19 protein-coding genes are annotated in these 22,576 nt (G+C 65.4%); 10 read left to right on the top strand and 9 right to left on the bottom strand.

Annotated elements, in window-relative coordinates; genetic code table 11:
• Positions 1 to 16: 16 nt before the first annotated feature.
• The 4 genes from katG to HKW67_RS17780 all read left to right on the top strand — a co-directional run bounded on the left by katG (position 17) and on the right by HKW67_RS17780 (position 4,616).
• On the top strand, positions 17 to 2,236 hold the full coding sequence (katG, locus tag HKW67_RS17795; RefSeq protein ID WP_330998914.1) for a catalase/peroxidase HPI: 2,220 nt from the start codon (positions 17 to 19) through the stop codon (positions 2,234 to 2,236).
• Between the two features lie 102 nt (positions 2,237 to 2,338).
• Positions 2,339 to 2,866: a CHRD domain-containing protein gene (locus HKW67_RS17790; RefSeq protein ID WP_171226668.1), complete on the top strand. Its 528-nt coding sequence runs from the start codon at positions 2,339 to 2,341 to the stop codon at positions 2,864 to 2,866.
• 98 nt (positions 2,867 to 2,964) lie between these two features.
• Complete coding sequence (locus HKW67_RS17785) at positions 2,965 to 4,083, top strand: NAD-dependent epimerase/dehydratase family protein (RefSeq protein ID WP_171226667.1); 1,119 nt, start codon at positions 2,965 to 2,967, stop codon at positions 4,081 to 4,083.
• A complete protein-coding gene (locus tag HKW67_RS17780; protein WP_171226666.1) occupies positions 4,080 to 4,616 on the top strand; it encodes a CIA30 family protein in 537 nt (178 codons plus the stop codon). The genes HKW67_RS17785 and HKW67_RS17780 overlap by 4 nt, the downstream gene beginning before the upstream one ends.
• Before the next feature lie 18 nt (positions 4,617 to 4,634).
• On the opposite strand, the gene HKW67_RS17775 is transcribed toward HKW67_RS17780, so the two are convergent.
• The 5 genes from HKW67_RS17775 to HKW67_RS17755 all read right to left on the bottom strand — a co-directional run bounded on the left by HKW67_RS17775 (position 4,635) and on the right by HKW67_RS17755 (position 11,553).
• Positions 4,635 to 5,126, bottom strand: coding sequence for a hypothetical protein (locus tag HKW67_RS17775; RefSeq protein ID WP_171226665.1), 492 nt, complete (start codon positions 5,124 to 5,126; stop codon positions 4,635 to 4,637).
• A 25-nt stretch (positions 5,127 to 5,151) separates the two neighbouring features.
• Positions 5,152 to 5,541 carry an energy transducer TonB gene (locus tag HKW67_RS17770; protein ID WP_171226664.1) on the bottom strand — a complete coding sequence of 130 codons (390 nt, stop codon included), beginning with the start codon at positions 5,539 to 5,541 and terminating at the stop codon, positions 5,152 to 5,154.
• A gap of 30 nt (positions 5,542 to 5,571) precedes the next feature.
• Positions 5,572 to 8,529, bottom strand: coding sequence for a serine/threonine-protein kinase (locus HKW67_RS17765; RefSeq protein ID WP_171226663.1), 2,958 nt, complete (start codon positions 8,527 to 8,529; stop codon positions 5,572 to 5,574).
• A complete protein-coding gene (locus HKW67_RS17760; protein WP_171226662.1) occupies positions 8,526 to 9,362 on the bottom strand; it encodes an NAD(P)H-binding protein in 837 nt (278 codons plus the stop codon). Before HKW67_RS17760 ends, HKW67_RS17765 begins: the two co-directional genes overlap by 4 nt.
• Positions 9,363 to 9,759: 397 nt before the next feature.
• A complete protein-coding gene (locus HKW67_RS17755) occupies positions 9,760 to 11,553 on the bottom strand; it encodes an AfsR/SARP family transcriptional regulator (RefSeq protein WP_171226661.1) in 1,794 nt (597 codons plus the stop codon).
• A gap of 139 nt (positions 11,554 to 11,692) precedes the next feature.
• Between HKW67_RS17755 and HKW67_RS17750 the strand changes: the two genes are divergently transcribed.
• Complete coding sequence (locus HKW67_RS17750; protein ID WP_171226660.1) at positions 11,693 to 12,247, top strand: hypothetical protein; 555 nt, start codon at positions 11,693 to 11,695, stop codon at positions 12,245 to 12,247.
• Positions 12,248 to 12,360: 113 nt separating this feature from the next.
• Positions 12,361 to 13,785 carry a DUF4153 domain-containing protein gene (locus tag HKW67_RS17745; RefSeq protein ID WP_171226659.1) on the top strand — a complete coding sequence of 475 codons (1,425 nt, stop codon included), beginning with the start codon at positions 12,361 to 12,363 and terminating at the stop codon, positions 13,783 to 13,785.
• On the opposite strand, the gene HKW67_RS17740 is transcribed toward HKW67_RS17745, so the two are convergent.
• On the bottom strand, positions 13,782 to 17,249 hold the full coding sequence (locus HKW67_RS17740) for an amidohydrolase family protein (protein ID WP_171226658.1): 3,468 nt from the start codon (positions 17,247 to 17,249) through the stop codon (positions 13,782 to 13,784). The two genes, HKW67_RS17745 and HKW67_RS17740, sit on opposite strands and share 4 nt — an antisense overlap.
• Before the next feature lie 93 nt (positions 17,250 to 17,342).
• Here HKW67_RS17740 and HKW67_RS17735 point away from each other — a divergent pair, with 93 nt between their 5' ends.
• Together HKW67_RS17735 and HKW67_RS17730 are read left to right on the top strand one after the other, a co-directional pair.
• A complete protein-coding gene (locus HKW67_RS17735; protein ID WP_171226657.1) occupies positions 17,343 to 18,287 on the top strand; it encodes a peptidoglycan recognition protein family protein in 945 nt (314 codons plus the stop codon).
• Positions 18,288 to 18,474: 187 nt separating this feature from the next.
• On the top strand, positions 18,475 to 19,707 hold the full coding sequence (locus HKW67_RS17730; RefSeq protein ID WP_171226656.1) for a pyridoxal phosphate-dependent aminotransferase: 1,233 nt from the start codon (positions 18,475 to 18,477) through the stop codon (positions 19,705 to 19,707).
• Between the two features lie 13 nt (positions 19,708 to 19,720).
• Here the strand turns inward: HKW67_RS17730 and uppS are convergent, their stop codons facing one another.
• From uppS to HKW67_RS17715, 3 genes are read right to left on the bottom strand one after another with little or no spacing between them, the layout of a single operon-like run.
• Positions 19,721 to 20,407 (bottom strand): polyprenyl diphosphate synthase, encoded by a 687-nt coding sequence (gene uppS, locus HKW67_RS17725; protein ID WP_230981052.1) that lies wholly within the window; start codon positions 20,405 to 20,407, stop codon positions 19,721 to 19,723.
• A complete protein-coding gene (locus tag HKW67_RS17720; RefSeq protein ID WP_230981051.1) occupies positions 20,404 to 20,805 on the bottom strand; it encodes a winged helix-turn-helix domain-containing protein in 402 nt (133 codons plus the stop codon). Before HKW67_RS17720 ends, uppS begins: the two co-directional genes overlap by 4 nt.
• On the bottom strand, positions 20,798 to 21,430 hold the full coding sequence (locus tag HKW67_RS17715) for a hypothetical protein (protein WP_171226655.1): 633 nt from the start codon (positions 21,428 to 21,430) through the stop codon (positions 20,798 to 20,800). The genes HKW67_RS17720 and HKW67_RS17715 overlap by 8 nt, the downstream gene beginning before the upstream one ends.
• Before the next feature lie 96 nt (positions 21,431 to 21,526).
• On the opposite strand from HKW67_RS17715, the gene HKW67_RS17710 reads away from it, so the two are divergent.
• Both HKW67_RS17710 and HKW67_RS17705 read left to right on the top strand, forming a co-directional pair.
• A complete protein-coding gene (locus tag HKW67_RS17710) occupies positions 21,527 to 22,066 on the top strand; it encodes a hypothetical protein (protein WP_171226654.1) in 540 nt (179 codons plus the stop codon).
• Between the two features lie 22 nt (positions 22,067 to 22,088).
• A complete protein-coding gene (locus HKW67_RS17705) occupies positions 22,089 to 22,538 on the top strand; it encodes a hypothetical protein (protein ID WP_171226653.1) in 450 nt (149 codons plus the stop codon).
• The last annotated feature ends 38 nt before the right edge of the window (positions 22,539 to 22,576 follow it).

Raw genomic sequence — 22,576 nt, 5'->3', positions numbered from 1 at the left:
GATCGGGGAGATCGCGATGGAAGGCATGGACGGAGAGGGCGCGGGCAAGTGCCCGGTGGCGCACGGCGCAGTGGCACCCAAGTCGACGACGACGGCACGCGGTCGATCGAACCGTGACTGGTGGCCGAATGCACTGAATGTCGGAATTCTTCGCCAGCATTCCTCGCTCTCCGATCCGCTGGGAGCCGGATTCACGTACGCCGACGCCTTCAAGACGCTGGACATCGAGGCGGTTCGCAAGGATCTCATCGCGCTCATGACCGATTCGCAGGACTGGTGGCCGGCCGACTACGGGCACTACGGACCGTTCTTCGTGCGCATGGCGTGGCACGCCGCCGGCACCTATCGCACGGCCGATGGTCGGGGCGGTGCCTCCGCCGGCACGCTGCGCTTCGCCCCGCTCAACAGCTGGCCCGACAACGGTAACCTCGACAAGGCGCGCCGCCTGTTGTGGCCCATTAAGCAGAAGTACGGCCAGAAGATTTCCTGGGCCGATCTGATGGTGCTCACGGGCAACGTCGCCATGGAATCGATGGGCTTCACGACCTTCGGCTTCGCCGGCGGCCGCGCCGACGTGTGGGAGGCCGAGGAGGACATTTATTGGGGTTCCGAAACCGAGTGGCTGGGCGACAAGCGCTACTCCGGCGACCGCGAGCTCGAACAGCCATTAGCGGCCGTGCAGATGGGGCTCATTTACGTGAATCCGCAGGGCCCGAACGGGAATCCCGACCCGATGGCATCGGCGCGCGATATCCGTGAGACGTTCGCGCGCATGGCCATGAACGACGAAGAAACCGTCGCCCTCATTGCCGGTGGCCACACGTTCGGCAAGGCGCACGGTGCCGGTCCGGAAGCGCTGGTTGGCCGAGAGCCCGAAGGCGCCAGCATCGAGGAGCAGGGCTTCGGCTGGACGAACGCGTTCGGCAGCGGCAAGGGTGAGCACACGATCACCAGCGGCGTGGAAGGCGCCTGGACGCCGAACCCGATCAAGTGGGACACCGGCTACTTCGACACACTCTTTGGCTACGAGTGGCAGCTTACCAAGAGCCCGGCCGGAGCGCATCAGTGGACGCCCACCGACCCCGCCGCGGCCACGACGGTGCCCGACGCGCACAATCCCGAGAAGCGGCATGCGCCGATGATGGCTACGACCGACATCGCGCTCCGCGTCGATCCGGCGTACCTCGAGATTTCGAAGCGTTTCCACGAGAACCCCGATCAACTGGCTGACGCCTACGCCCGCGCATGGTTCAAGCTCACGCATCGCGATATGGGTCCGCGCACGCGCTACCTCGGCGCGCTCGTCCCTGACGAAGTGCTGATCTGGCAGGATCCCATCCCGGCCGTCGATCACACGCTCGTCGACGCGCAGGACATCGCGGCGCTCAAGGCGACGATCCTCGCCGCTGGACTCTCCATCGGCCAGCTCGTCGCCACCGCATGGGCGTCCGCCTCGACGTTCCGGAACTCCGACAAGCGCGGTGGTGCCAATGGCGCGCGCATCCGACTCGCACCCGCCAAGAACTGGGACGTCAACCAGCCGGCGAAGCTCACGCGCGCCCTCGAGATCTACGAGACGATCCAGAAGGCGTTCAACGACGCACAGACGGGCGGGAAGCGGGTGTCGATCGCCGACCTGATCGTGCTCGGCGGCAACGCCGCGATCGAACAGGCCGCGAAGAATGCCGGACACCACGTCGACGTGCCGTTCATTCCCGGCCGCATGGATGCGCTGCAGGAGCAGACTGATGTCCATGCGTACGACGTGCTTGAGCCGAAGATCGACGGGTTCCGCAACTACCAGCAGCGTACCTTCACCGTGTCGGCCGAAGAACTCCTGGTCGACAAGGCGCAGTTGCTCACGCTGACCGCGCCCGAAATGACGGTGCTCGTGGGTGGCCTGCGCGTGTTGAACGCCAACCACGGCCAGTCCAAGAACGGCGTGTTCACCGATCGCGCCGAGACGCTCACCAACGACTTCTTTGTGAACCTGCTCGACATGAGCACGGCGTGGAAGCCTATGTCCGAGGCCGGCGACATCTTCGAAGGTCGTGACCGCATCACTGGTGATGTGAAGTGGACGGCCACCCGCGTGGACCTGGTCTTCGGGTCGAATTCGGAGCTGCGCGCCGTGGCCGAGGTGTATGCGCAGAACGATGCCGGCGACAAGTTCGTGCACGACTTCGTCGCTGCGTGGACGAAGGTGATGAACCTCGATCGCTTCGACTTGGACTGAGAGTACAGACCGGTGATGTGACGTCGCGCAGGAACAAAGCGACGATGTCAGTGCTTGGGGGTTCACCGCGTACGTCAGCAGTGAACCCTCAAGCGCACAAAAATGTCGACTCGTCCCACGTCTCGCCGTATCGTCCGGTCCCTCGTTTCTCTCGCCGGCGCGTTGCTCGTCGGCGCCGCGCTCGCCAATTGCAGCGACGACGACACGCCTGCAGCTCCCGCCCTTGTGAAGTTCCGGGCTACGCTGGTCGGCGGCGAGGAAAACCCGCCCGTGACCACCACGGCCACCGGAACCAGTGAGTTTACGCTCAGTCGCACGAACGACACGTTGTTCGTGAACGTGTCGGTCACTGGTCTCAACAACATGCGTTTTGGTCATTTTCACACTGGCGCCCGCGGTACCAACGGCGCCGTGGTCGCCTTCTTGGTGGATGGACCCACCGTCGTCGGGGCGTCGAACGGTCGCGTTGGGAAGCAGTTCATCACCGCGGCCAACCTGAGCGGTACGCTTCTCGGCCAGCCGCTGACGGCCCTCATCGATCAGATGCGCGCCGGAAACATCTATGTGAACTTGCACACCGATGCGAACGCGGGCGGCGAAGTTCGTGGCCAAGTGGTGCTGGTTCCGTAACGTCTAGTGCAGGCGTGACGGGAAGGGTAACGTTGGCGGAGCGCATTGATCCAATGCGCTCCGCCTTTCCCTTTCCCCGCCCTCGATCCCAACGCACCATGTACAGCCGTCGTGAATTCATCGGCACCGGACTTGCTGCGTTGGGCGCCGTGTCTGCCTTCGATCCGCGTGTGCTCGTGCCCGCGCGCGCCGCGAAGAAGATTCTCATTCTGGGTGGCACGGGATTCGTCGGTCCGCATGATGTGCGCGAAGCACTCAAACGCGGACATCACGTCACGATCTTCAATCGTGGCAAGAGCGCTCCGGGCATGTTCGGGAAGGATGTCGAAGAGCTCGCCGGTGATCGCGCCAACGACCTCAGTGCGCTGAAGGGTCGGAAGTGGGATGCCGTCATCGACGAATCGGCCTCGCTCGCGAGCGCGCCCGAGTGGGTGAAACTCTCGGCCGAGTTGCTGCGCGACAATGTCGATCAGTATCTGTTCATCTCGACGCGCTCCGTCTATCAAGACCTGAGCCGCGTGCCGATGTCGATCGAGGCACCGGTGCTCACGCTCGAGAACTCGCCGATCGAAGCGGGCAAGCCGCTCCCCTACGGCCATGCCAAGGCGTACGCCGAGAAGGCGGCGCATGCCGCTATGCCTGGTCGCGTCACGGTCGTACGTCCGGGGTTGATCGTCGGTCCTGAAGACGACACCGACCGCTTCACGAACTGGCCGGTGCGCATCGCGCGCGGCGGTGAGGTGCTCGTGCCGGGTGATGGCACCGATCACGTCCAGATCATCGATGCGCGTGACCTCGTGAAGTTCTGCATCACGCTGGTCGAGAACCGCACCTATGGCGTGTTCAACGGCGTGGGCCCGCAGATGGGGATGCCGTTCAAGGAGTTCGTGTCGCGCATTCAGAAGGGCGTCGGCAGCAATCCCACGTACACGTGGGTGGATGCCGACTTCCTGCGTGCGAGCGGTGCGAATCCTTATGGCAAAGAGCTGCCGGTGTTTCAGGTGATGCGCGGTCGTACCGCGGGTTTCGCGCGCATCGACATCACGCCGGAGATCAAAGCGGGTCTGACGGTACGCCCGATGGAAGACACGGCGCGCGACACGCTCGCGTGGTGGAAGACATTGCCGGCCGAGCGTCAGGCCGCGATCAAGACCGGCTTTACGCCGGAACGCGAAGCGGCATTGCTGGCACTCTGGAAGGCTCGCACGCCGAAGTGAGCGAAGACCTCACGCCGACCGTGCTGCGTCTCGACGAATTCGACGCGGGGCCGGAGTCGATGACACGACGGTGGTCGGTATTTTCCGATCGGGTCATGGGAGGCGTGAGTCACGTGCGCGGCGTGATGACCACCGCGTATGGCCGGTATGCGTTGCACCTCACCGGCGACGTGTCGCTCGAGCAGAACGGCGGGTTTCTGCAGGCCGCCTGCTCGCTGGGCAACCCGCCGGGAAGCGGTGTGGATGCGCGCGGCTTCCGCGGCGTTGTGCTCAGTGTGTGTGGAGCGCCGGGTTCGTACTTCGTGCATCTGCGCACCGCCGATACGCGCGCTCCGTGGCAGTACTACGGCGCGCCGCTGCTGGTGTCACACGACTGGATGCAGGTCATGCTGAGCTGGGATGCGTTCACGCCGGTGTCGCTCGCCACACCGCTGGATGTCAGCTGCATCGTGCGCATCGGCATCGTGGCGGCGAAGACAGCGTTTCATGCGGATGTGGCGCTGTCGGCGCTAGGGCTATCGGCTGGTGACTGAGCTCAGCGCGTGATGCGCTCAGCATTCCTTCCCGTCGCGCACACCGGCGATGCTCACGAAGAGCGAGTCACCCCGCTGCACGCCACCGGCCCGTGTCATCGGCACCGCCACCTGCACACCACACCGTGACGGCGCGCTCGATGGATTGCGCCCGCCGGCACTGACGCCGAGGGTGTACGACGTCGCCGACTCGATCGGACCGAAGGTGAGCTGTGCCTTCGCGGCGGTGTCGGCATTGGCGCCGAGCATGACCACGGTGATCGGCAACGTCGCACCGGTGTCGAGCGGCATCACACCCGACACGAGAAACGGGTGATAGGGCGCCAGCTCGATACCACGCAGGCTCCGTAACTGCTCGCCGGAGCCCACATCGACACGGAGCGGCTCCGCGCTGGCAAACGCCGAGTCCTGCGCGTAGTACGACACCTTGAGCGTCGATTCCGGCGTTGTCGGCTTGGCGCAAGCGATGCACGCGAGGGTAGAGAGAACGATCAGACCGCGAGCTGTCACACGCCGTTCGAAGAGCATCGCTACGCTACCGTTGGAGATAAAACTGGAAAGGTGCCGACGAGATACGCACGCTCATCTTTCGCCCATTCACAAGCGCCGGTTGGAACGTAGCCCGCGTCAGGAATTCGCACACGGACTTACCGAACTCCACATGGGACTCCGACAGGATCTCGGCGCTGGCTGGCATCACGCGGCCCGTGGTATCCACGACGAATGTCGCCGTCACCTTGCCGGGGCTGAACTTGTGAAGCTCCTGCGGAAAGGCGGGTCCGGACTTGCTCGTATGCGTCAGAATGCTGCTCTTCGCGTCGACCGTCGTGTCCGCGTAGATCATGGTCCAACCGCGACACGGCCGCTCCGCACCGTTTACCGGGATGCCCGCGACGGCCAGCATAAATGCAACGGTCTGAATCATTGGTATTCCCCCAAGAGTGATTCGTCCAAGCTAGCGCACGCGCGTCAAACCAGCACGCGCGGCACTGACCGCGCCCTGCACGGCCCCATCGCCGCCGCCCCACTGCGCCACCACGCGCGCGTACCACTTCTGTGCGCTGGCGCGATCCCCCAGCCGTTCGGCGATCTCCGCGCGTAGCAGCATCAGCGGCGCGGCGTTGAGCGCTGACATCGCCGTGGGGATCGCGCGATCCAGCAGCCGCGCCGCATCGGCATCACGTTTGGCCTGCACGAGCAGCCGGCTCGTGGTCGTGGCGGCACATGGCGCACTGCTACACATCGCCATCGGCAAGGCGAGGAAGCCGCGCAGCGCGGCCGCCGTGTCACCACGGGCGAGTGCCAGATACGATCGCGCAACATCGCCGTAGTGCGCGATGCGGTCCTGTCCACGTGCCCGTGCTGCCGCATCCACGCTATCGAAGGCACTCACCAGCAACTGTATCGACGCGGTGTCACGCGCGCCGGCATATAGCGCAAACATCGATCCCAGCGTCGCGGGCTGACGTGCGAGGAGTGGCCGCGCCTCACTCAGGAGATCCGCCGACGGCAGCTGTCCCATCTGCGCCAGCAGCGCCCGGTCGCTGAAGGTGAGCAGCTGTGGAGTCGCGATCGACTTGCCGCGCTGCGCCTGCGCGAACAGCAGGCGCTGGGCGAACGCCGCCGAGTCAGGAAGGGTCGGGTTCGCCGCCAGTCGTGCCGATTGGTGCGCGGTGATGGCCAGCGACAAGGCGCTCGCCTCCGGCGACGTCCCCAGATCCTGCAGACTCTTCGCGACATACGCCAACGGCAGCGAATCGATCTTCGCCTTGGCCAAGGCGCTTAACGACGGCGCCGAGTCGAGCAGACTAGCCTGCAGCGAATAGTAGGGCGCCGTGGTGGGTGGCGACAAACGTTGCAGCCCGCGGGCATACGTGGCTGCCTCGCGAAAGCGGGCCATCCGCAGCGCCATGCCGTAGGCGTGCACGTACGGGACCAGCAGCATCGAGTCGAGTTCGATCGCCCGCGCAAAGTCACGGAGTATCGCGGTATCCGAAACGCCGGCCAGCTCCCCGAAGTGATAACCGGCATCGCCTAGCTCGAGCCACAGCTCGGCGTCACCAGGATACCGACCGGTGGACTCGCGAAGGGCCGTGAGCAACGCCGTGACGGCGGGAATGTCAGCGATCGCTTCATTCACCGCTGGTGTGCGCCGGACAACGGCCAGTCGAAGCGCGTCACCGTGCAGCAGCAGGCTGTCGCGCGGACTGCCGCCGCGGAACAGGCGAATGGCGCGGTCGAGCGCCGCCTGCGCTTCCGGCGCGGCTTCGCGCCCTGTCCGAATGTAGACCGACGCCACACCGCGCCAGCCCAGCGCGAACGTCGAGTCGGTCGCCACGGCCGCTTCGTATGACAGCTGCGACGAGTCCACGACGCCGCGTCGATAGAACTGCTGTCCCTGCAGATACAGTTTGAGTGCCGCCAGCGACGACGTGCCCATCGACGAAATGCGCGCGCCCTTGGCCAGCGACCCGCTGCCCCCCATGGCGCGCAACAGCCGCAGAGCGAGCGAGTCGGCCAGCGCATCGATGCGCAGCGTTGACCCACTCACGTCGACCTCCTGCCGTACCGCGCTGTCCGCCACATTCACCAGCGCCGCACGCAAACGCACCGAGTCCTTGCCCAAGGGGCTGATGTCGCCGAAGAGCACCAGGCCGGCGCCAAGGGATGTGCCGAGCGCGGTGGCCGTCGTGACGTCAGCGCGCTCGGGGGATTGCGCAATGCTCATTGAGGGCGACACCGAGCGCAGTGCGCCGGCGCCATCGAGACTGCGCGCCAGAATGTCCACGAGTCCTTCACGCCACACATTCAGCGACGCGTCGCGCACGGCAAATGGCATCACCGCCACCAACGAGGCATCGGGGCCTGCAGCCTTCGCTGGCCCGCGCGTGGCAAACCACGCGACTGCGGCCACTGCAGCAAGCGCGACACCGCCGATCACGAATCCGCGCGTGCCCCGACGCGGTGCGGCGTTGGTCGCACTCGTCACGGGGCTCGCGGCCGTCGCGCCTGCCGCGAACTGCCCCGTCGTGCCGGTGCGCGACGCCGACGCCGCATCGGCCAACTGCTCGATCACATCCGCTGCCTGGCGCGGGCGATCGGCCGGATCCTTCTCCAGACATTGCATCAAGAGTCGGGCAAGCGGCTCGGGCACATCAGCGCGCCGCGTCGCCACCGGCACCGGTGCTTCCGACAGGTGGGCAATCAGCTGCGCGTGTGCCGGTCGATCGCCGAACGGCGTTGATCCGGTCAGAAGCTCATACGCCATCGCACCGAACGCGTAGAGGTCGGCGCGATGATCGGTATCGGGGTCGCCGGCGCCCTGCTCCGGCGCCATGTACGCCGGACTGCCCAGGGACGTGCCCATGCGGGTCAGCTGGCTGGTGCTCTGGCTGTCGCTCGATGTCGTGCGGGCCGAGCTCATCGCCTTGGCGATGCCGAAGTCGGTCACCAGAGCCGCCCCACCGGAGAGCATCACATTGTCCGACTTGATGTCGCGGTGCACCACACCGCGGCCGTGCGCGTAGGCCAGCGCGCGCGCGACATCGTTGAGCACCAGCAGGACCTCCGCGATCGGCATCATGCGGCCGCCGCCAACCCGATCGCGCAGCGAGGCGCCCTCCACGAAGGGCATCAGGTAGAAAGGCAGCCCCTCGCTGGTCACCCCGGCCGACAGCACGGGAACGATGTTCGCGTGCTGCAGTGCGGCAGCCAGCGCGATCTCGCGCCCGAACCGTTCCACCGACAGCTCCTGCGCGAGCTCCGGTGACAGCATCTTGACCACCACCTCGCGCTCGAGCGTGGTATCGCGGGCGATGAAGACGCGGCTCATGCCTCCGCCGCCGAGTTCACGCCCGAGAAGGAAGGCGGTGCCGAGCGCAGCCTGCAAACTTTCGCGAAGCGTGTCGATCATGATCGCACGAAGGCGTCTCGGTAGTCCTTCGCGTAGGCAGTCATCGTCCGCGCTGAACGACCAGTGATGAGTGGGACGGCATCAGTCACGCGCTCCGCTTCGCCGCGCTTGAAGTAGTCGAGCGTGAGCAGAATAAAGTCAGCGTACGGTTCGGGAAGTCCGGCACCTATCAATCCGGCGCGCATGTCATCCCGGCTGATCTCTTGGTAGCGAATGGCACGACATGACTCGACGCTAAGTAGCTGCGCGACAGTATCGTAGTCGAGCGCTTCGCCACCCGTGAGATCGAAGGCGCGATTGTCGAACGTGTTGTGCTGCAGCAGTGCGGCAGCCACCGATGCTATGTCGCGCGCATCGATAAAACTTCCTTTCGCGGTGCCAGCGGGCAGCATGATCGCGTCGGCGTGAGCGATACCGTGCAGCCAATAGCTACTCAGGTTCTGCATGAATGAATTCGGGCGGATCACATTCCACGCGATGCCGGACGCTTCCACCTCGCGCTCCACCGTGCGCATCGGCACAGAAAGCCCGCTGTCGACACCGATAGCCGTCATGAGTACCAGCTTCTGCACACCATGTTCGCGGGCCTGCTCGACGACCGGGCTAAGTAGTTCATCGACATTCACGTGTCCCGTCGGCGACAGCAGGAAAGCGGCATCGACGCCGTGCATGGCATTCGCGATACCGTCACCGGACAGCAAATTGACGTGCACCGCACCGGCGTCAGAGCTGCGACTCGTGGCCCGTCGAACAGTGTGACCAACCTGTTCGAGCAACCGCGAGAGTTCGCTGCCGACGGAGCCGTTCGCACCGAGGACGAGGATGGTTTTCATTGGCGGAGAGGAGGCATGAGGAAGGAAGCAGGTCAATAGTAAGCTCCTACACAGACACATGGGTCATGTTCGATGCCCACCCCGGCCTTGATTGGCCACGCCGGACCGGTGACGCGACCGGATTCACCACCGCCTGAGGGTATGCGCAGGCCTACATGCTCGTGGTTGCCGCTGGATTGATGCTGCTCGCACTCGAAGTGGCGACGGGGTTCGACATGGGTCGCCTGTTCCGACGGTCGGCGACGGTCGCGCGAATCCTGCTGTGCGGGGCCACGCTACAGGAATCACGAAGTGTGGATCGCGCGGCGCAACCGGGAGCGATTCGCCAGTACCGGGAAGATCGACGTGCAATACCTCGCATCACGCTCGCCTTCCGTCCAAGCACGACTGCTGGCGATCAGCAGGAAGGCGACTGCGCGGCGCTGGGTACGCCTACGCGCGTCAGGAGATCACGAAACCGCTTCGCACCGCGCAGCGGATCCAGGGCGTACTTGACGCCGGCGAAAATGAGATACGGATTGCGCTGGCGGTACGCGCCGTAGAGGCAGTCGAGCGCCGGCTCAATCTCACCCATCGCGGCGAGTATTTCGGCGCTGTTATACAGCGCAGCCGCACAGTCGCTTCCGCGTCCGTCGAGTTCGGCGAGTATCCGGCGCGCGCCCGCATGGTCGCCCGCGCGCGCCAGAGCACGCCCAAGCTGCGACAGGAACATCGAGCTGCGTCCAGTCGTCGACACCGCGTGTTCAAAGGCTGTGATCGCACCTGGCAAGTCACCCATCCCTTCGCGCGCCATGCCGCGTATCCATTGCGCCTGCACCAGGGTGGGATGCGCCTCGATGACCGACTCCGCCTCCTGCTGCGCACGCTCGAATCGCCGGCCGAATATGCAGCACAGGGCATAGTACACACTATGCCCAGGATTCTCCGGCGTTTGGTCACGCGCGCGGTCAAGCAGTGCCAGCGCCTCGTCGGTGCGATTCGCGGCGGCCAGGAAATACAGCGCATACGAATGCCGGGTCACCGTCGACGCGGGATCGACGGCGATGGCCTTCTGATAGAGCGACTCGGCCGCCTGCCAATCGTAGTCGTAACAGACGGTGACGTGGGCGAGCACCGCGTGCGCTTCGCCCAATTGCGGATCGAGTCGGCTGGCGCGCGCGGCATGCGCCTTCGCGCGCGCCCACACATCGCTTCCCGGATAGTCCACGTAGACGGCCGCCTGGCACAGCGCAAATCCGAGTCCCGCGTGCGCTTCGGCATAGTCCGGGCTCAGTCGAATGGCGTGCTCGAAGCCATCAATCGCCTTCATGATCGTGAGGGGCGAACGTTGACCGGCGAACGCACGCGCCTTGAGGTGCCACCGCCGGGCCTCGGGGGAGACGCTGCGCGCACGCGCCATCGTACTCGCGACTGGCGCGACGTACGCTGGTGGGGCGGTTGCGTCGTTCAGAGCGCGTCCGGCGTCTTCCGTCTCGGGCGATAAGGCGATCTCGAGTGTCTCGCGAAACCGCACTTCGGCCTCGTCATACAGCGCCGCCGCACCACGGCGATCACCGGTTTCGTTCAGCAGCGTGATGCCGGCGCGAAGCAACTCTTCGTCGTACGGCGACCGCTCCACCGCGAAACGCACCAACGCAGCGGCACCGTCCGCGTCGCCATGAAGGCTGCTCGCTCGCGCCAGCGCCATCGCGCCGCGCATCGCTTGGCGATGCAGGCGGTCACGCTCGATCGAGAGCCACGCCGTGACGTCGGATCCTTCGTACAGAGTGAAGCCCGGCAGAAGCGGTCCGCGATACAGCGCGAGGGCTTCGCGTACGCGCCCCTGCCCGAGCAGCAAAGCAAACGTGATCGCGTCGACGTGTACGCGCTCGGCAGACAGTCCGATGCGCTCCTGTCCAATCACCACCAACGCATCGGCCGGTAGATAGCGCTTCAGCAGGAAGAGACTCTGCCGCAGCGCATTGCGTGCGCGTGTGGTGTCCGACTCTGGCCAGAAGAGGGCGAGAGCTTCATCGCGACTTCGGAGATCACCGCCGGCGAGTGCCAGAAACGCGAGCAGCGAGAACGCTTTAGGCTTGCCGAGCAGTTCCGTGGCCAGCGGCGCGCCCAGACCGTCGAATCGCGGCATGCCAAACAGGCCAAGCGAGAGCGGTTGCGCTGTGTCGTCGTCCTGGCCCCTGAACAAGCTCACGGCGGGTTGGTTCGAATGGTTCAGGGGCATGCATGGGACGAAGCGCCGGTCGAAGCGAGCTAACGATCAACTAACGCGAGCAATCTAAGATGGCGCAAGGAACTCGCCCACACTTCTCATCCCTGTTACGGAGGAGCACATGCCGCACCACACGACTCGTTTCCTCACGCGATGCATCGTTGCCGTCGTCGGTCTGCTTTCGTCCGGTTGCCGCGACGCGACACCAACCATGTTGGAGCCGGAAGCCTCGCGCACCGCGAGCACGCCGGCGAACTGTGACCAGGTGCGGGTGGAAACCACTGCCACACTCGGCACGATCGAATACGCGCCGGGCCAATTCACCGTCGGCGCGCTTCCCTTCCCGGCGACCGTCGGCGGAGTCAGCGGCGTACTCGGGTCGATCGTGACCGGACTTGATCCGTCTGGCAAGACAGCTCAAGGCGCCCAGCATCTCACCCTCATCCACTTCTTCGCCTCAGAGCAAGGCGGATTTACCACGATGGACCGTGCGGTGTGCGCTCCCGCCGGGAAGGACGCCGGGACCTGCCGCGTGAACGATGTGCTGACGGTCGTAAGCGGTACCGGTGTATTTGCTGGCGCCAAGGGATCGTTCCGCAATCACGGTATCATCGACTTCAACACCAACTCACTTTCCGTCTCGCTTCAGGGCCGCATCTGCCACCCGTCTCTGTAATGGCAATAAATGCACTTTGTTGCACGAAGTACTTGACATAATGAACTACTTGTCCGATGCTCTAGTCCATGGGAACGAGCATCGGTGATCAAAAACCACGGCCCAGTGGAGCGGTGCACCGCTCCACTCGCCTCTGGGCGCCTGCTGCGGCAGTTGCTGCGCTCGGGGCGTGGGTGCTTTTTGACGCGCGGCCCGGCCTCAACTGGGCAATCTGGACCGGCGCGGCCGCCGCGGGACTGGTCGCGCTGCACAGCCACATCCGCGCCAAATGGAGCGCGAATTCCGTACTGCTGCTCGGCATCGCCGCCACACTGATTGCCGGCGCGGCGGCCGTCACGGCCAGCAACGTACTGCACGCCGTGATCGTGGCGAGTGTGCTCGTGCTGCTGGCCATGCAGATGCTGCTGTCCGTCGATCCGTCGCGGTCGCGAGTCACCGCGCGCTTCGCGATCACGGCGCCCCCGGTGGCGCTGTTCAACGCGGTACCATGCGCCCTTCGATGCGCAGCCGAGGCCACGGAACAGATCCGCTCCACGCGAGCGCGCGCGTGGATACGCGGTCTCGCGTTGACCATTCCGGTCTCGATCGTGTTCGCGCTGCTCCTGGCCGAGGCCGATCCGACCTTGGCGCAGTGGCGCGATGTGATCGACGCGGTCGTCTCGAACTGGGCATTCCTCCCGCGCATCGTCTTCTTCGCGGCCTTATTGGGGCTCGTGGTCGGCGCGTATGGCTACGCGTTGACCACCCCGGCCAACGCCTCGTCGACAGAGCCGCGCGAGCCCGTGCGTTGGCTCGGCGCGACCGAGCGTGTCATGCTGCTCGCTGCTGTGACCGCGTTGCTCTGGCTCTTCCTCGCACTACAACTCGGCTATCTGTTCGGATCGCTGCCGCGCCTGCAGGCATCTACTATGACATTCGCCGAATATGCGCGGCGCGGATTCGGTGAGCTCACGATCGTCGCGTCAGCCAGCGCCGTGCTCATTCTGCTCTCCGAGCAGTACGGACAGCGCGACCGCAACGCACGATTGGCCCGTGGGCTTGCGCTCTCACTCATCGTCGCCGACGTGTTGGTGCTCGGTTCGGCGTTTCACCGCGTGCTGCTCTACGAAGTCGCGTATGGATTCACCACCGCAAGGCTGTACGCGCAGGTTTATATGCTGGTGGTCGCTACCGCGCTCGCCCTGCTGGCGCTCGAGGTGGTGCGCGGTCTCGATACCGGTCGGCTGTTCCGGCGCGCCGCGATTGTCGCGGTGGCGTTGTTCGTCGGATTGCTCTACTGGAACCACGAGTCGTGGATCGCACACCGCAACATCGAGCGATTCGCCAGCACGGGGAAGCTCGATGTGGCCTACCTCACGGGCGAACTCTCAGCCGATGCTATTCCAGCCATCGTCGATGCGCTCACGTTGCTGCCGGAGCCGACGCGCACCGAGCTTCGGAACGCCATGCAGCAGCGCTACGCCACGCACCCGTTGCCGGCTACGGAGCGATGGTTCGAATGGAATCTGTCTCGGATCCGAGCGAAGGCCGCGTTCTAGCGTTTCACTGCCGGATCCTCCGTCCACCACCACTGCGGCGGCAGCGCCTTCGCGCGCGGCCACACTTCATCGAGCGTGTTCCCGTCGTACAACCGGCCGTTCTTCATCACGAAACGCACCGAGTTCGTGTTCTTGATGTCGGTGAGCGGATTACGATCGAGCACCTGCAGGTCGGCTAGCTTCCCGACTTCGAGCGAGCCGAGATCCTTGCCGAGCCCGATGGCTTCAGCTCCATGTAGCGTGCCGGCGCGCAGCGTCTCGAACTCACTCAGGCCGCCGGACTGCATCATCCACAGCTCCCAGTGCACACCGAGTCCCTGCAGTTCGCCATGTGAGCCCAGACCCACGCGGCCACCCGCCTTCACCATCTTGTTCAGCTGCTCGGCGAGCCCCTTGAAGATGTACTGGTCGTCGCGGTTGTACGGCAGCGACTTCCACGCGTCGAGTTCATCGTGCGGGGTGAAGCGACGCAGCTTCGTGTCGTCGTCCACGTTGTAGTGCGTGAGCCAGTAGTTGAGACCAATGGGCCCACCGTATCCCACCACCAGCGTCGGCGTATAGGTGATCCCACTTTCGGCCTGCAACTGCACGACATCTTTGAATAGCGGGAAGATCGGCATCGCATGCTCGAGCCCAGGATAGCCGTCCTGCATGAGCGTGAGGTTCATCGTGAGGTTGGAGCCACCCTCGGTGGTGGCCGTGAGCCCCAGCTCCTTCGCTGCCATGATCACCCACTGCCGTACCTTGCGGTCGCCGGCGAGATACTGCTTGATCGTCTTCGTGTTGTAGTGATCGGCGTAGCGGCGCAACACATCCCGCGCTTCGTCCAGGCTCTTGATATTATCGGCGGCGAAGATGCCGGGGCCCGTGGAGTACAAGCGCGGCCCGATCAGGGCGCCCGTTTCCATCAAATCGGAGTACGTGAGAATGTCGGTCGCCGACGTCTGCGGATCGCGTTGCGTGGTCACTCCGTACGCAAGGTTCGCCAGCAGTTGCGTGACCTGATCGCGATGCACGCCCCAGCCAAACCAGTTGTGCGCGTGGATATCGACGTATCCCGGGAGAATCGTTTTCCCGGCCATGTCGATCTCACGAGCACCACTGGGAATCATCACTGACCCGCTGGCACCAACGGCAGTGATGCGATTGTCGGTCACCACGACATCGCCGCGCTCGACCACGTCGGCGCCCTTCATCGTGATCAATCGCGCATTCCGCAGCACCACCACACCGCGCGGCTTGTCCTTGGCCGCGGTGATCGTCACGTCGAACCGTCGCGCCTCGTAGGCTCGCGGTGGCGTACGCGTGCTATCGCGCGGCGCGACTGGCGCTGGCGCACCGGCTGTTCCTGGCGGCGCCGTCGCGATCGAATCGGCGCGCGACACGGAATCACGAATCGCCACCTCGGCGGTGCGCACATCGTACCGGAACCAGCTGCGTCCGATCGAATAGAACGCCGACGCACCGTCGGATCCCCATCCGATGAACTCACCGCCCACGCGCGTGAGTCGCGCCGTGGGGACTGAGCTCGCCGACACGGCCACGGCCGGAGCCTGACCAACCACCGGTGGCACGGTGATTATGAAGACGTTGTTGTTGGCCAGCACCAGCGCGCGGCTACCATCGGGTGAGAGCACAACTTCGTCGGGAGTCGGCGGCGGCGGTGGCGGCGTGGCGCCGGGCGGCAGCACCTGCGCCGGCGGCGGCGGGCCCGCGACGCGCACCACCACCTTGCGATCGGTGCCGTCAAAACGCATGGAGATCAAGCCTTCACTGCCCGCCCACACATACAAGCGCGTGCTGTCGGGTCCGACGTGCGGCACGTTGCGCCCCTGCTGTGACTGACCGCTGCCGGTCCACGCGATGCGCGTGACCTCGCCACCTGCGGCCGGCAGCGTGATGTACTCCAACTCGCCGTTGGCGATGTTGCCGAAATCTTCGAATTGCCGCAGACGGCTGAAGCGCGACCCGCGCACCGCCATGATGCGAGATCCGTCCTTCGTGTACGCGATCTTGTCGTAGAACGCTGCCGCGCGCGTGAGTCGCTCGGCCGGTGCGCTGCCATCAGCGCGCACCCGATAGATGTGCCCACCCACCGTGTCGCTCCACGTGACGTAGGCGAGGTAGCGACCATCCGGCGACCACACCGGTGCATGCTCCACCGTAGCGCCGGTTGTCAGGCGTCGCGGATTGCGGATCTGCGCTGTCGAATCGATGTCACCGGCATACAGGCGGTCGAGCGCGGTGAAGGCGAGCGTGCGACCGTTAGGCGACGGACGCGCACCGCGGATCTGCGTGACGACGAGCGACGAATCGTTCACGGGATATTCGAACTTCGCCAGCGCGCCCATCTGCTGATCCACCTGCGCCGTGAACGGCACCGGCGTCACCGCGCCCGTCGGTACCTCCACGCGCCAGATCTTTCCGTTGTAGCTGGTGATCAGCGCCTTCGAGTCGGGCGTGAAGGCCGACGCCGGATACAAGTCGCGATCGTTACCGCCACCGCCCTGCGAGTTGTCGCGCTGCACGTCCATCACCAGCCATCGTTCGGCGCCGGTGCTCAGATCGCGCAGCTTGAGCGCTCCACGCGCGTCGTAGCGCGTCGCGTACACCAGCCACTTACCATCGGGACTCGCCACCGGACGAAAGGCGCCTTCCACCTCGTTGGTGCGTACCAACGTGCGCCCGGTGCTGCGCTCGAACTGTGCCACCTGATACTGCCCCACCCGCCGCGCATTGCTGCGCGCTTCGAGTTCCTCGGCCTCTTCGCGCGCCGAGGTCGCGTGATCGTCGTGTAAGCCCGATGCCAGCACCGCTGGTACGCTGCCGCTCACATTCACCCACAGATAGCGCGCGTCGCCCGACGGCGCGGCCGCCAAGTGCGACGGCACGGCGCCAGTGGGTGCGGCGGCGCCCTCGGCGCGAAGGCCGGTCAGCTGGACACCCGAGCCACCGCTCGTGTTGTACATCCACAACTGGCCCACGCGCGTGGCAATGATGTACTGCCCATCGGCCGACCAGATCGGCGACGCGAAATTGATCCGCTCGCTGCGCGTGATCAGGCGCGGCTTCGTACCATCCGCGTTGGCGATCCAGACATTCTTCGACCCGTTCCGGTCGCTCACGAACACCAGTTGCTTGCCGTCGGGCGAGAAGCGCGGTTGTTGATCCCAGCCGGTGCCGCTGGTAATGCGGGTCGCTGTTCCACCGGCAATCGGCAGGGTGTACAGATCGCCCAGAATGTCGAAGGCGAGGGTCTTGCCGTCGGGCGAGACGTCGAGCGAGATCCACGACGCTTCGTCGGTCGTGAACCGGAGTGTGCGCGGCGTGGCCAGCGGAAGCCCACTGCTTCGCGCGACGGCGCGGACCGCACTGTCATTCTGCGCGGGCGTCTGTGCGCCAGCCGGCGCGGCGACGACCATAGCGATCGCCAGGGAGGAACCGATCAGGCGCTGCAGCGTCATGCACTGGTCTCCGATACCACGGTGAAGTCGCGGGCCCTCCCGAGGCGACGGACCCATGCGCGAAGCTATCGGCAATCCCCCATATTCGACAGCATGCGCTTTTTCCCGTTGCTTCTGGTCGGCCTGTGCGCACTCGTACGGGCCACAGCCCTCGCCGCCCAACCGTCGGGACCACCGTCGGTCATTCCGCATAGCGTGTGGCAGGCCAAGCCCCCGCTCGGTATTTCCGCCGATGCCGCGCGCCGAAACAAGAAGGCCGGTGACTCGCTCTCGTTTCGTGAGCTCACGGTCACCGTCCTGCAAACCCTGGTCGACTCGAGTGGCGCGAAGCCCGTCGACGTAGCGCGCGTGAAGCTTGCCACCACCGCAGCCGGTAAGGGCGTGAGCGAGGAACGCCTCGTGCGCGAGGGGGCCGCGTTCAACTGGCGCACGTTTCACATTGCCGTCGTGGCCGTATACGGTCCCGGTGAACTCGGCGCGGGCTTGGTGGCGCTCGAGGTGGCGACGCTCGCGTCGCTGCCCGCCAGCATCGCCAACGCCGTCGTGGCCGGTGGCGCCGATATGCGACTACGCATTCCGCACATCATCACGCACGTCACGCTGCATCACACCGGCGACAGCAAGCCGCTCACGCGCGCCGATGATCCGGCCCAGCGACTGCGCAACCTGCAGTCATGGGGTGCCAGCGATCGCAACTGGTGGGATGTGCCCTATCACTTTTTGCTCGACCTCGACGGACGCGCGTTCGAGGGACGAGACTGGCACTTCCAGGGCGAGACCAACACCACCTACGATCCCGGCGGACACTTTCTCATCAGCATGATCGGCAACTACGACGTGCAAGAGCCGAGTGTCGGGCAGTTGGACGCGATCGCCGATCTGATGGCGTGGGCGCTGAAGGCCAACAACCTGCCTATCGATCGTATCGGTGGACACTACAACTACGCCGAAACGGGCTGCCCGGGAAAGTATCTGCGACGGTATCTCGAGGACGGCACGCTGCGCCGCATGGTGCAGCAGCGACTCAACGCGCGATGAGCTGACCGATCGGCCTCCGCCAGCCGCCCGAGGGCCACAGCCCAACAAGGTGCCGACATCTTAACGTGCGGTTCCGCCCCGGTGGCCGTACCATTTTGTGTGGTTGGTTCGGAGCGTATGCGCCTCCGTCCGGCCCCCTCGAGTCTCCGTTGTGCTCGCTGTGCCACCACAACCAGAGGATCTGCTCATGACGCCGTTCACGCCATCGCCGCTCTCCCGCCGCCAGTGGCTCAAGTCGTCGGGGCTCGTGGCCGGCGGGGCCATGGCCACCGGATCCCTGACGCCCTCGCTGCTTCCGGCACTCGAAAGCGATGCCGTGCACGTGATCGATGGGCAGACGACGGCGGCCGGATTCGCGGCGCACGAGCAGATGGTGGCCGCCGCGCGTCGCGCTGACGGGCCCATCCGTCTCGCCTCTAACGAGAACCCGTACGGCATGGCGCCGAGCGCCCGCAAGGCGATCGAGGACGGCTGGAAGCAGCACGCCTGGTACGGCGCACCGTCACTGCCGAATCTGAAGAAGGTCTACGCCGATTCCGTGGGCGTACCGGTCGATCACATCATGATCGTCGCCGGCTCGAGCGAGCTGCTGAGCATCGTCTGCCTGGCCTACGGCATGAAAGGCGACGTACTCACCGCGTGGCCCACCTACGAAGGACTGCCGCGCTACGCCGAGTCGCTCGGCATCAGGGTGCACAAGGTACCGTTGGCGGCGGATCTCACGCACGACCTCGACACCATGGACCGCCGTCTCACGCAGGCGGTCGATCTCACGTTCGTGTGCAACCCGAACAATCCCACGGCCAACGTCACCGACAACGCAAAGTTGCGCAGCTTCGTGAGCAATGCGTCGCGCCGTTCGATGGTGCTGGTCGACGAAGCGTATCATGATTTCGTGACCGACCCCTCGTACTCGTCGCTCGTGGACATGGTGAAGAAGGGCGAGAACGTGATCATCTCGCGCACCGGGTCCAAGATCCACGGCCTTGCCGGACTGCGCACCGCGTTCGTGATCGCGCGCCCCGATATCATTGCGCGCCTGCAGCCACTCAGCACGAGCGCGCCCGGCGTGTTCGGTGCCCTCGGCGCGGCGGCGTCGCTGCAGGACACCGCATTTCAGGCGATGTGCAAGCAGCGCAACGTGGAAGGTCGCGAAATCATGAAGACGGCCATCGCCAAGATGGGACGCAAGATGACCGACTCGCAGACCAACTTCGTCTTCTTCCACGCCGGCATGCCGGTGGAACAGGTACAAAAGGCGATGCTCGCGAAGGGCTTCATGATCGGCCGCGCCTTTCCGCCGTACACCGACTGGGCGCGTATCTCGATCGGCACGCCCGACGAAATGCGGGCGGTGGCCGCCGCACTCCCTGAGATCATCGGCGGTGCACCGAAGTCACTGGGATCGTCGGAGCGCTAAGCGTCGAGCTAACTCAGGCACTCACCTTCGCGTTCGCCGGAGCGGGGACGTCGCCATACCGCCGTTCCCGCTTGGCGTAGTCGGCAAAGACGCCATCGAGATCGGCGGTCGAGAGATCGGGAAAGTTCACGTCGAGAAACGCCAGTTCGGCGTACGCGCTCTCCCACAGCAGGAAGTCCGACAAGCGGCGTTCGCCGCCGGTGCGCAGCACGAGATCGACCGGCGGCAGGATGTTCGGGCTCGACAGCGCATCGCCTCGCCCTTCGGCCATGGCGAACGCTTCGTGAATCGCCGCGCGACTCGAGTAGTCCACCGCCACACGCAAGTGCATGCGACGTCCATCGGCCGTGCGCGCTTCGGCGGCCGCAATGGCGTCGCACAGCGCGCGCGGCAAGCGGTCACGTCGGCCGATCACCGACAGGCGGATGCCATGCTTGAGCAGCTTGGCCAACTGACGTTCGAGATGCGATGCGAACAGATCGAACAGAAATCCCACTTCGTCCGCCGGACGCTTCCAGTTGTCGCTGGAGAACGCGTACAGCGTGAGTTGCTCCACGCCACGCTGCGCGCAGTACGACACGACTTCGCGCGCGGTGTGTGCGCCACGCACATGTCCCATCCAGCGCGGGCGTCCTTTGCCGGTGGCCCACCGGCCGTTGCCGTCCATGATCAACGCCAGATGTTGCGGTACACGCGTCACGCGCCCCCCACGCGCTTGATCAGCGCTTCCATATGCGAGAGATACCGCTCGAGGGCGGCGCGACCGGCGGCCGCGAGTTGGTACTCGGTGCGCGGGACGCGCCCGTCAAAGCCTTTCGTGCACGTGATGTAGCCAGCGTCTTCGAGCTTCCGGGCATGCACCGACACGTTGCCATCCGATGTCTCGAGCAGTGCCTTGAGTTCGTTGAACGTCAGTGATGCATGCACGGCCAGCGCACTCACGATCGCCAGTCGAACACGCTCGTGGATGAGACGATCGAGCGCCATCGGCGTCAACGCGTCTCCGTCGATGGCCTTCAAGGGCGTTCCCTCATCGCGCGGGCGGTCATCGGGTGCTTCGCGACGGGCGCGCGCAGCACTGCCGGCACGCTTATCCACCGTGCCTCCGCGCGATGCGGACGCCGAACACCAGATGCAGTACGCCAAAGCCGAGCGCCATCATGAGATCTCCGTCGGCGGCGGGCACGAACAGCGCGAGCACGCCGAGTGTGATGAAACCAAAACCCATCAGCGGCACGGCGCGGATGGAGAAGCTTCCGGCCGTGGTGACACCCATGCCGTACAGCAACAACCAGAGGCCGGGGAGCACGCGCGCCGTGAGATGCGACGGAATGCCCGGGGTGTACGGATCGACTAGCGCGCACGTGAGCACGGCGCCGACGAGAATCGCGGGCCAGAAACTGAACAGAAATTTGCGTGCCGGTACGCTGAGCCGGAGCGCGTCACCGTCGCCCACGCGCTTTCGCATCTTGGCGTACATCGCCGCGCCACCGATCGACGCGGCCATCGTCGCCGCCGCCATCCACACCGTCAGCCATCGCGCCGGATCCGACTGCGCGTCGGCGAGCGGTGCAGCCACCAACGCCGTGGCACCGACCCACACCAATCCCCACCCCGGCACGTCGGTGAACGACGCCGCCCCTTCCATGGTGCGTCGGATGAACGACAGGTCCTGCAGGGCCCGGTCATGGAGCGCGGGCGGATCCGATAACGGGGCAGCCATATGATTGAGTATCGGCAGACTTGCGGAATGTGTCAAGTACTTTATGCTGTAAAGCAAACCGTATCTGCCGATTTGACCCCAATTCCCGGAGTCTCGATGCACCGCTGGCTGAAACGACTACGCGGCACCCTCGTCATGGCGCTCCTGTGGGCCGTTGGGTGGAGCATCGCCGGCCTCCTCCTCGGCATCAGCAGCATCCTGCTGCCTTGGTTGCCGTGGGACCCGCTCTTCGCGGTCTTCGACGCCCCGCTACCCGCGTTGGCGGTGCCAGGGTTCGTCGGGGGCGCGCTCTTTTCGGTGCTCCTCGGAATCGGCGAGCATCGACGACGCTTTGACGAGCTCTCGGTGCGTCGCTTTGCCGGCTGGGGCGCCGTGGGCGGCCTGTTGCTGACCATGATCCCGGCGTCGGCGGTGCTGTCCGGATCCGCCACCGGCGCCGATCTCGCACACGAGTTCTGGGCGCTCACCAGCATCCTCGTCGTGCCGCTCACGACGCTGAGCGCCGCGTCGGCCGCGGGATCGCTGTGGCTGGCGCGTCGCGCCAAAGGAAGTCGAGAGCTCGAGGCCGGCCGGGTCGTCGATGATCTGTGGCTCACCGACGGGCAGGCGAAGGATCTGATCGCGCTCGCCGAATGACTCCTCTCCTGAGGTCCGTCTAATGCCGATCTGGCTGAAACGTGTGCGCGCCACGCTCGGCATGGGCGTGCTTTGGGCCGTCGGCGGGATAGGAGTCGGCGGTCTGATCGAATTGCTCGACAACGTGCTCCCCGGCGGGCTCGCAATGGCATCCAAAGTGGACATGTGGCCGCAGACGCTGGCCATCCCCGGCTTCATCGGCGGTGTGATCTTCGCCGTCGTGCTCATGATCGCGGCGCGGCGTCAGCGCTTCGACGAACTCTCGTTGCCGACCTTCGCCGCCATGGGGGCAGTGGCCGGCCTGGCGCTCGGCGCGATCGCGATGGCGATCGGGGCGCCCGTGATGTTTCTGGGCATCATGACCGTGGCCGGTACCGCCGCCGCGACCGGCTCCCTGCTTCTGGCGCGAGGACCGGGTGCCTATTTACGGAAGCGGTTCGGCCGTCGCGATCACACGCGTTTGGAACCGTGAGTCGCGTGGCCACGCGACGTTGCCCATACTTCAACCCC

It is taken from the genome of Gemmatimonas groenlandica (assembly GCF_013004105.1).
GTDB classification, from domain to species: domain Bacteria; phylum Gemmatimonadota; class Gemmatimonadetes; order Gemmatimonadales; family Gemmatimonadaceae; genus Gemmatimonas; species Gemmatimonas groenlandica.
The sequence above is the reverse complement of the archived record's forward strand: the minus strand, read 5'-3'. Positions and strand labels throughout refer to the sequence as shown.

Excerpts from the sequence above, each read along its gene's own strand:
- katG (WP_330998914.1), top strand. The coding sequence starts at position 17 with ATGGAAGGCATGGACGGAGAGGGCGCGGGCAAGTGCCCGGTGGCGCAC.
- HKW67_RS17715 (WP_171226655.1), bottom strand. The coding sequence starts at position 21,430 with ATGGCTGCCCCGTTATCGGATCCGCCCGCGCTCCATGACCGGGCCCTG.
- HKW67_RS17740 (WP_171226658.1), bottom strand. The coding sequence starts at position 17,249 with ATGACGCTGCAGCGCCTGATCGGTTCCTCCCTGGCGATCGCTATGGTC.
- HKW67_RS17750 (WP_171226660.1), top strand. The coding sequence starts at position 11,693 with ATGCCGCACCACACGACTCGTTTCCTCACGCGATGCATCGTTGCCGTC.
- HKW67_RS17765 (WP_171226663.1), bottom strand. The coding sequence starts at position 8,529 with ATGATCGACACGCTTCGCGAAAGTTTGCAGGCTGCGCTCGGCACCGCC.
- HKW67_RS17710 (WP_171226654.1), top strand. The coding sequence starts at position 21,527 with ATGCACCGCTGGCTGAAACGACTACGCGGCACCCTCGTCATGGCGCTC.
- HKW67_RS17760 (WP_171226662.1), bottom strand. The coding sequence starts at position 9,362 with ATGAAAACCATCCTCGTCCTCGGTGCGAACGGCTCCGTCGGCAGCGAA.
- HKW67_RS17705 (WP_171226653.1), top strand. The coding sequence starts at position 22,089 with ATGCCGATCTGGCTGAAACGTGTGCGCGCCACGCTCGGCATGGGCGTG.
- HKW67_RS17790 (WP_171226668.1), top strand. The coding sequence starts at position 2,339 with ATGTCGACTCGTCCCACGTCTCGCCGTATCGTCCGGTCCCTCGTTTCT.
- HKW67_RS17785 (WP_171226667.1), top strand. The coding sequence starts at position 2,965 with ATGTACAGCCGTCGTGAATTCATCGGCACCGGACTTGCTGCGTTGGGC.
- HKW67_RS17735 (WP_171226657.1), top strand. The coding sequence starts at position 17,343 with ATGCGCTTTTTCCCGTTGCTTCTGGTCGGCCTGTGCGCACTCGTACGG.
- HKW67_RS17770 (WP_171226664.1), bottom strand. The coding sequence starts at position 5,541 with ATGATTCAGACCGTTGCATTTATGCTGGCCGTCGCGGGCATCCCGGTA.
- HKW67_RS17730 (WP_171226656.1), top strand. The coding sequence starts at position 18,475 with ATGACGCCGTTCACGCCATCGCCGCTCTCCCGCCGCCAGTGGCTCAAG.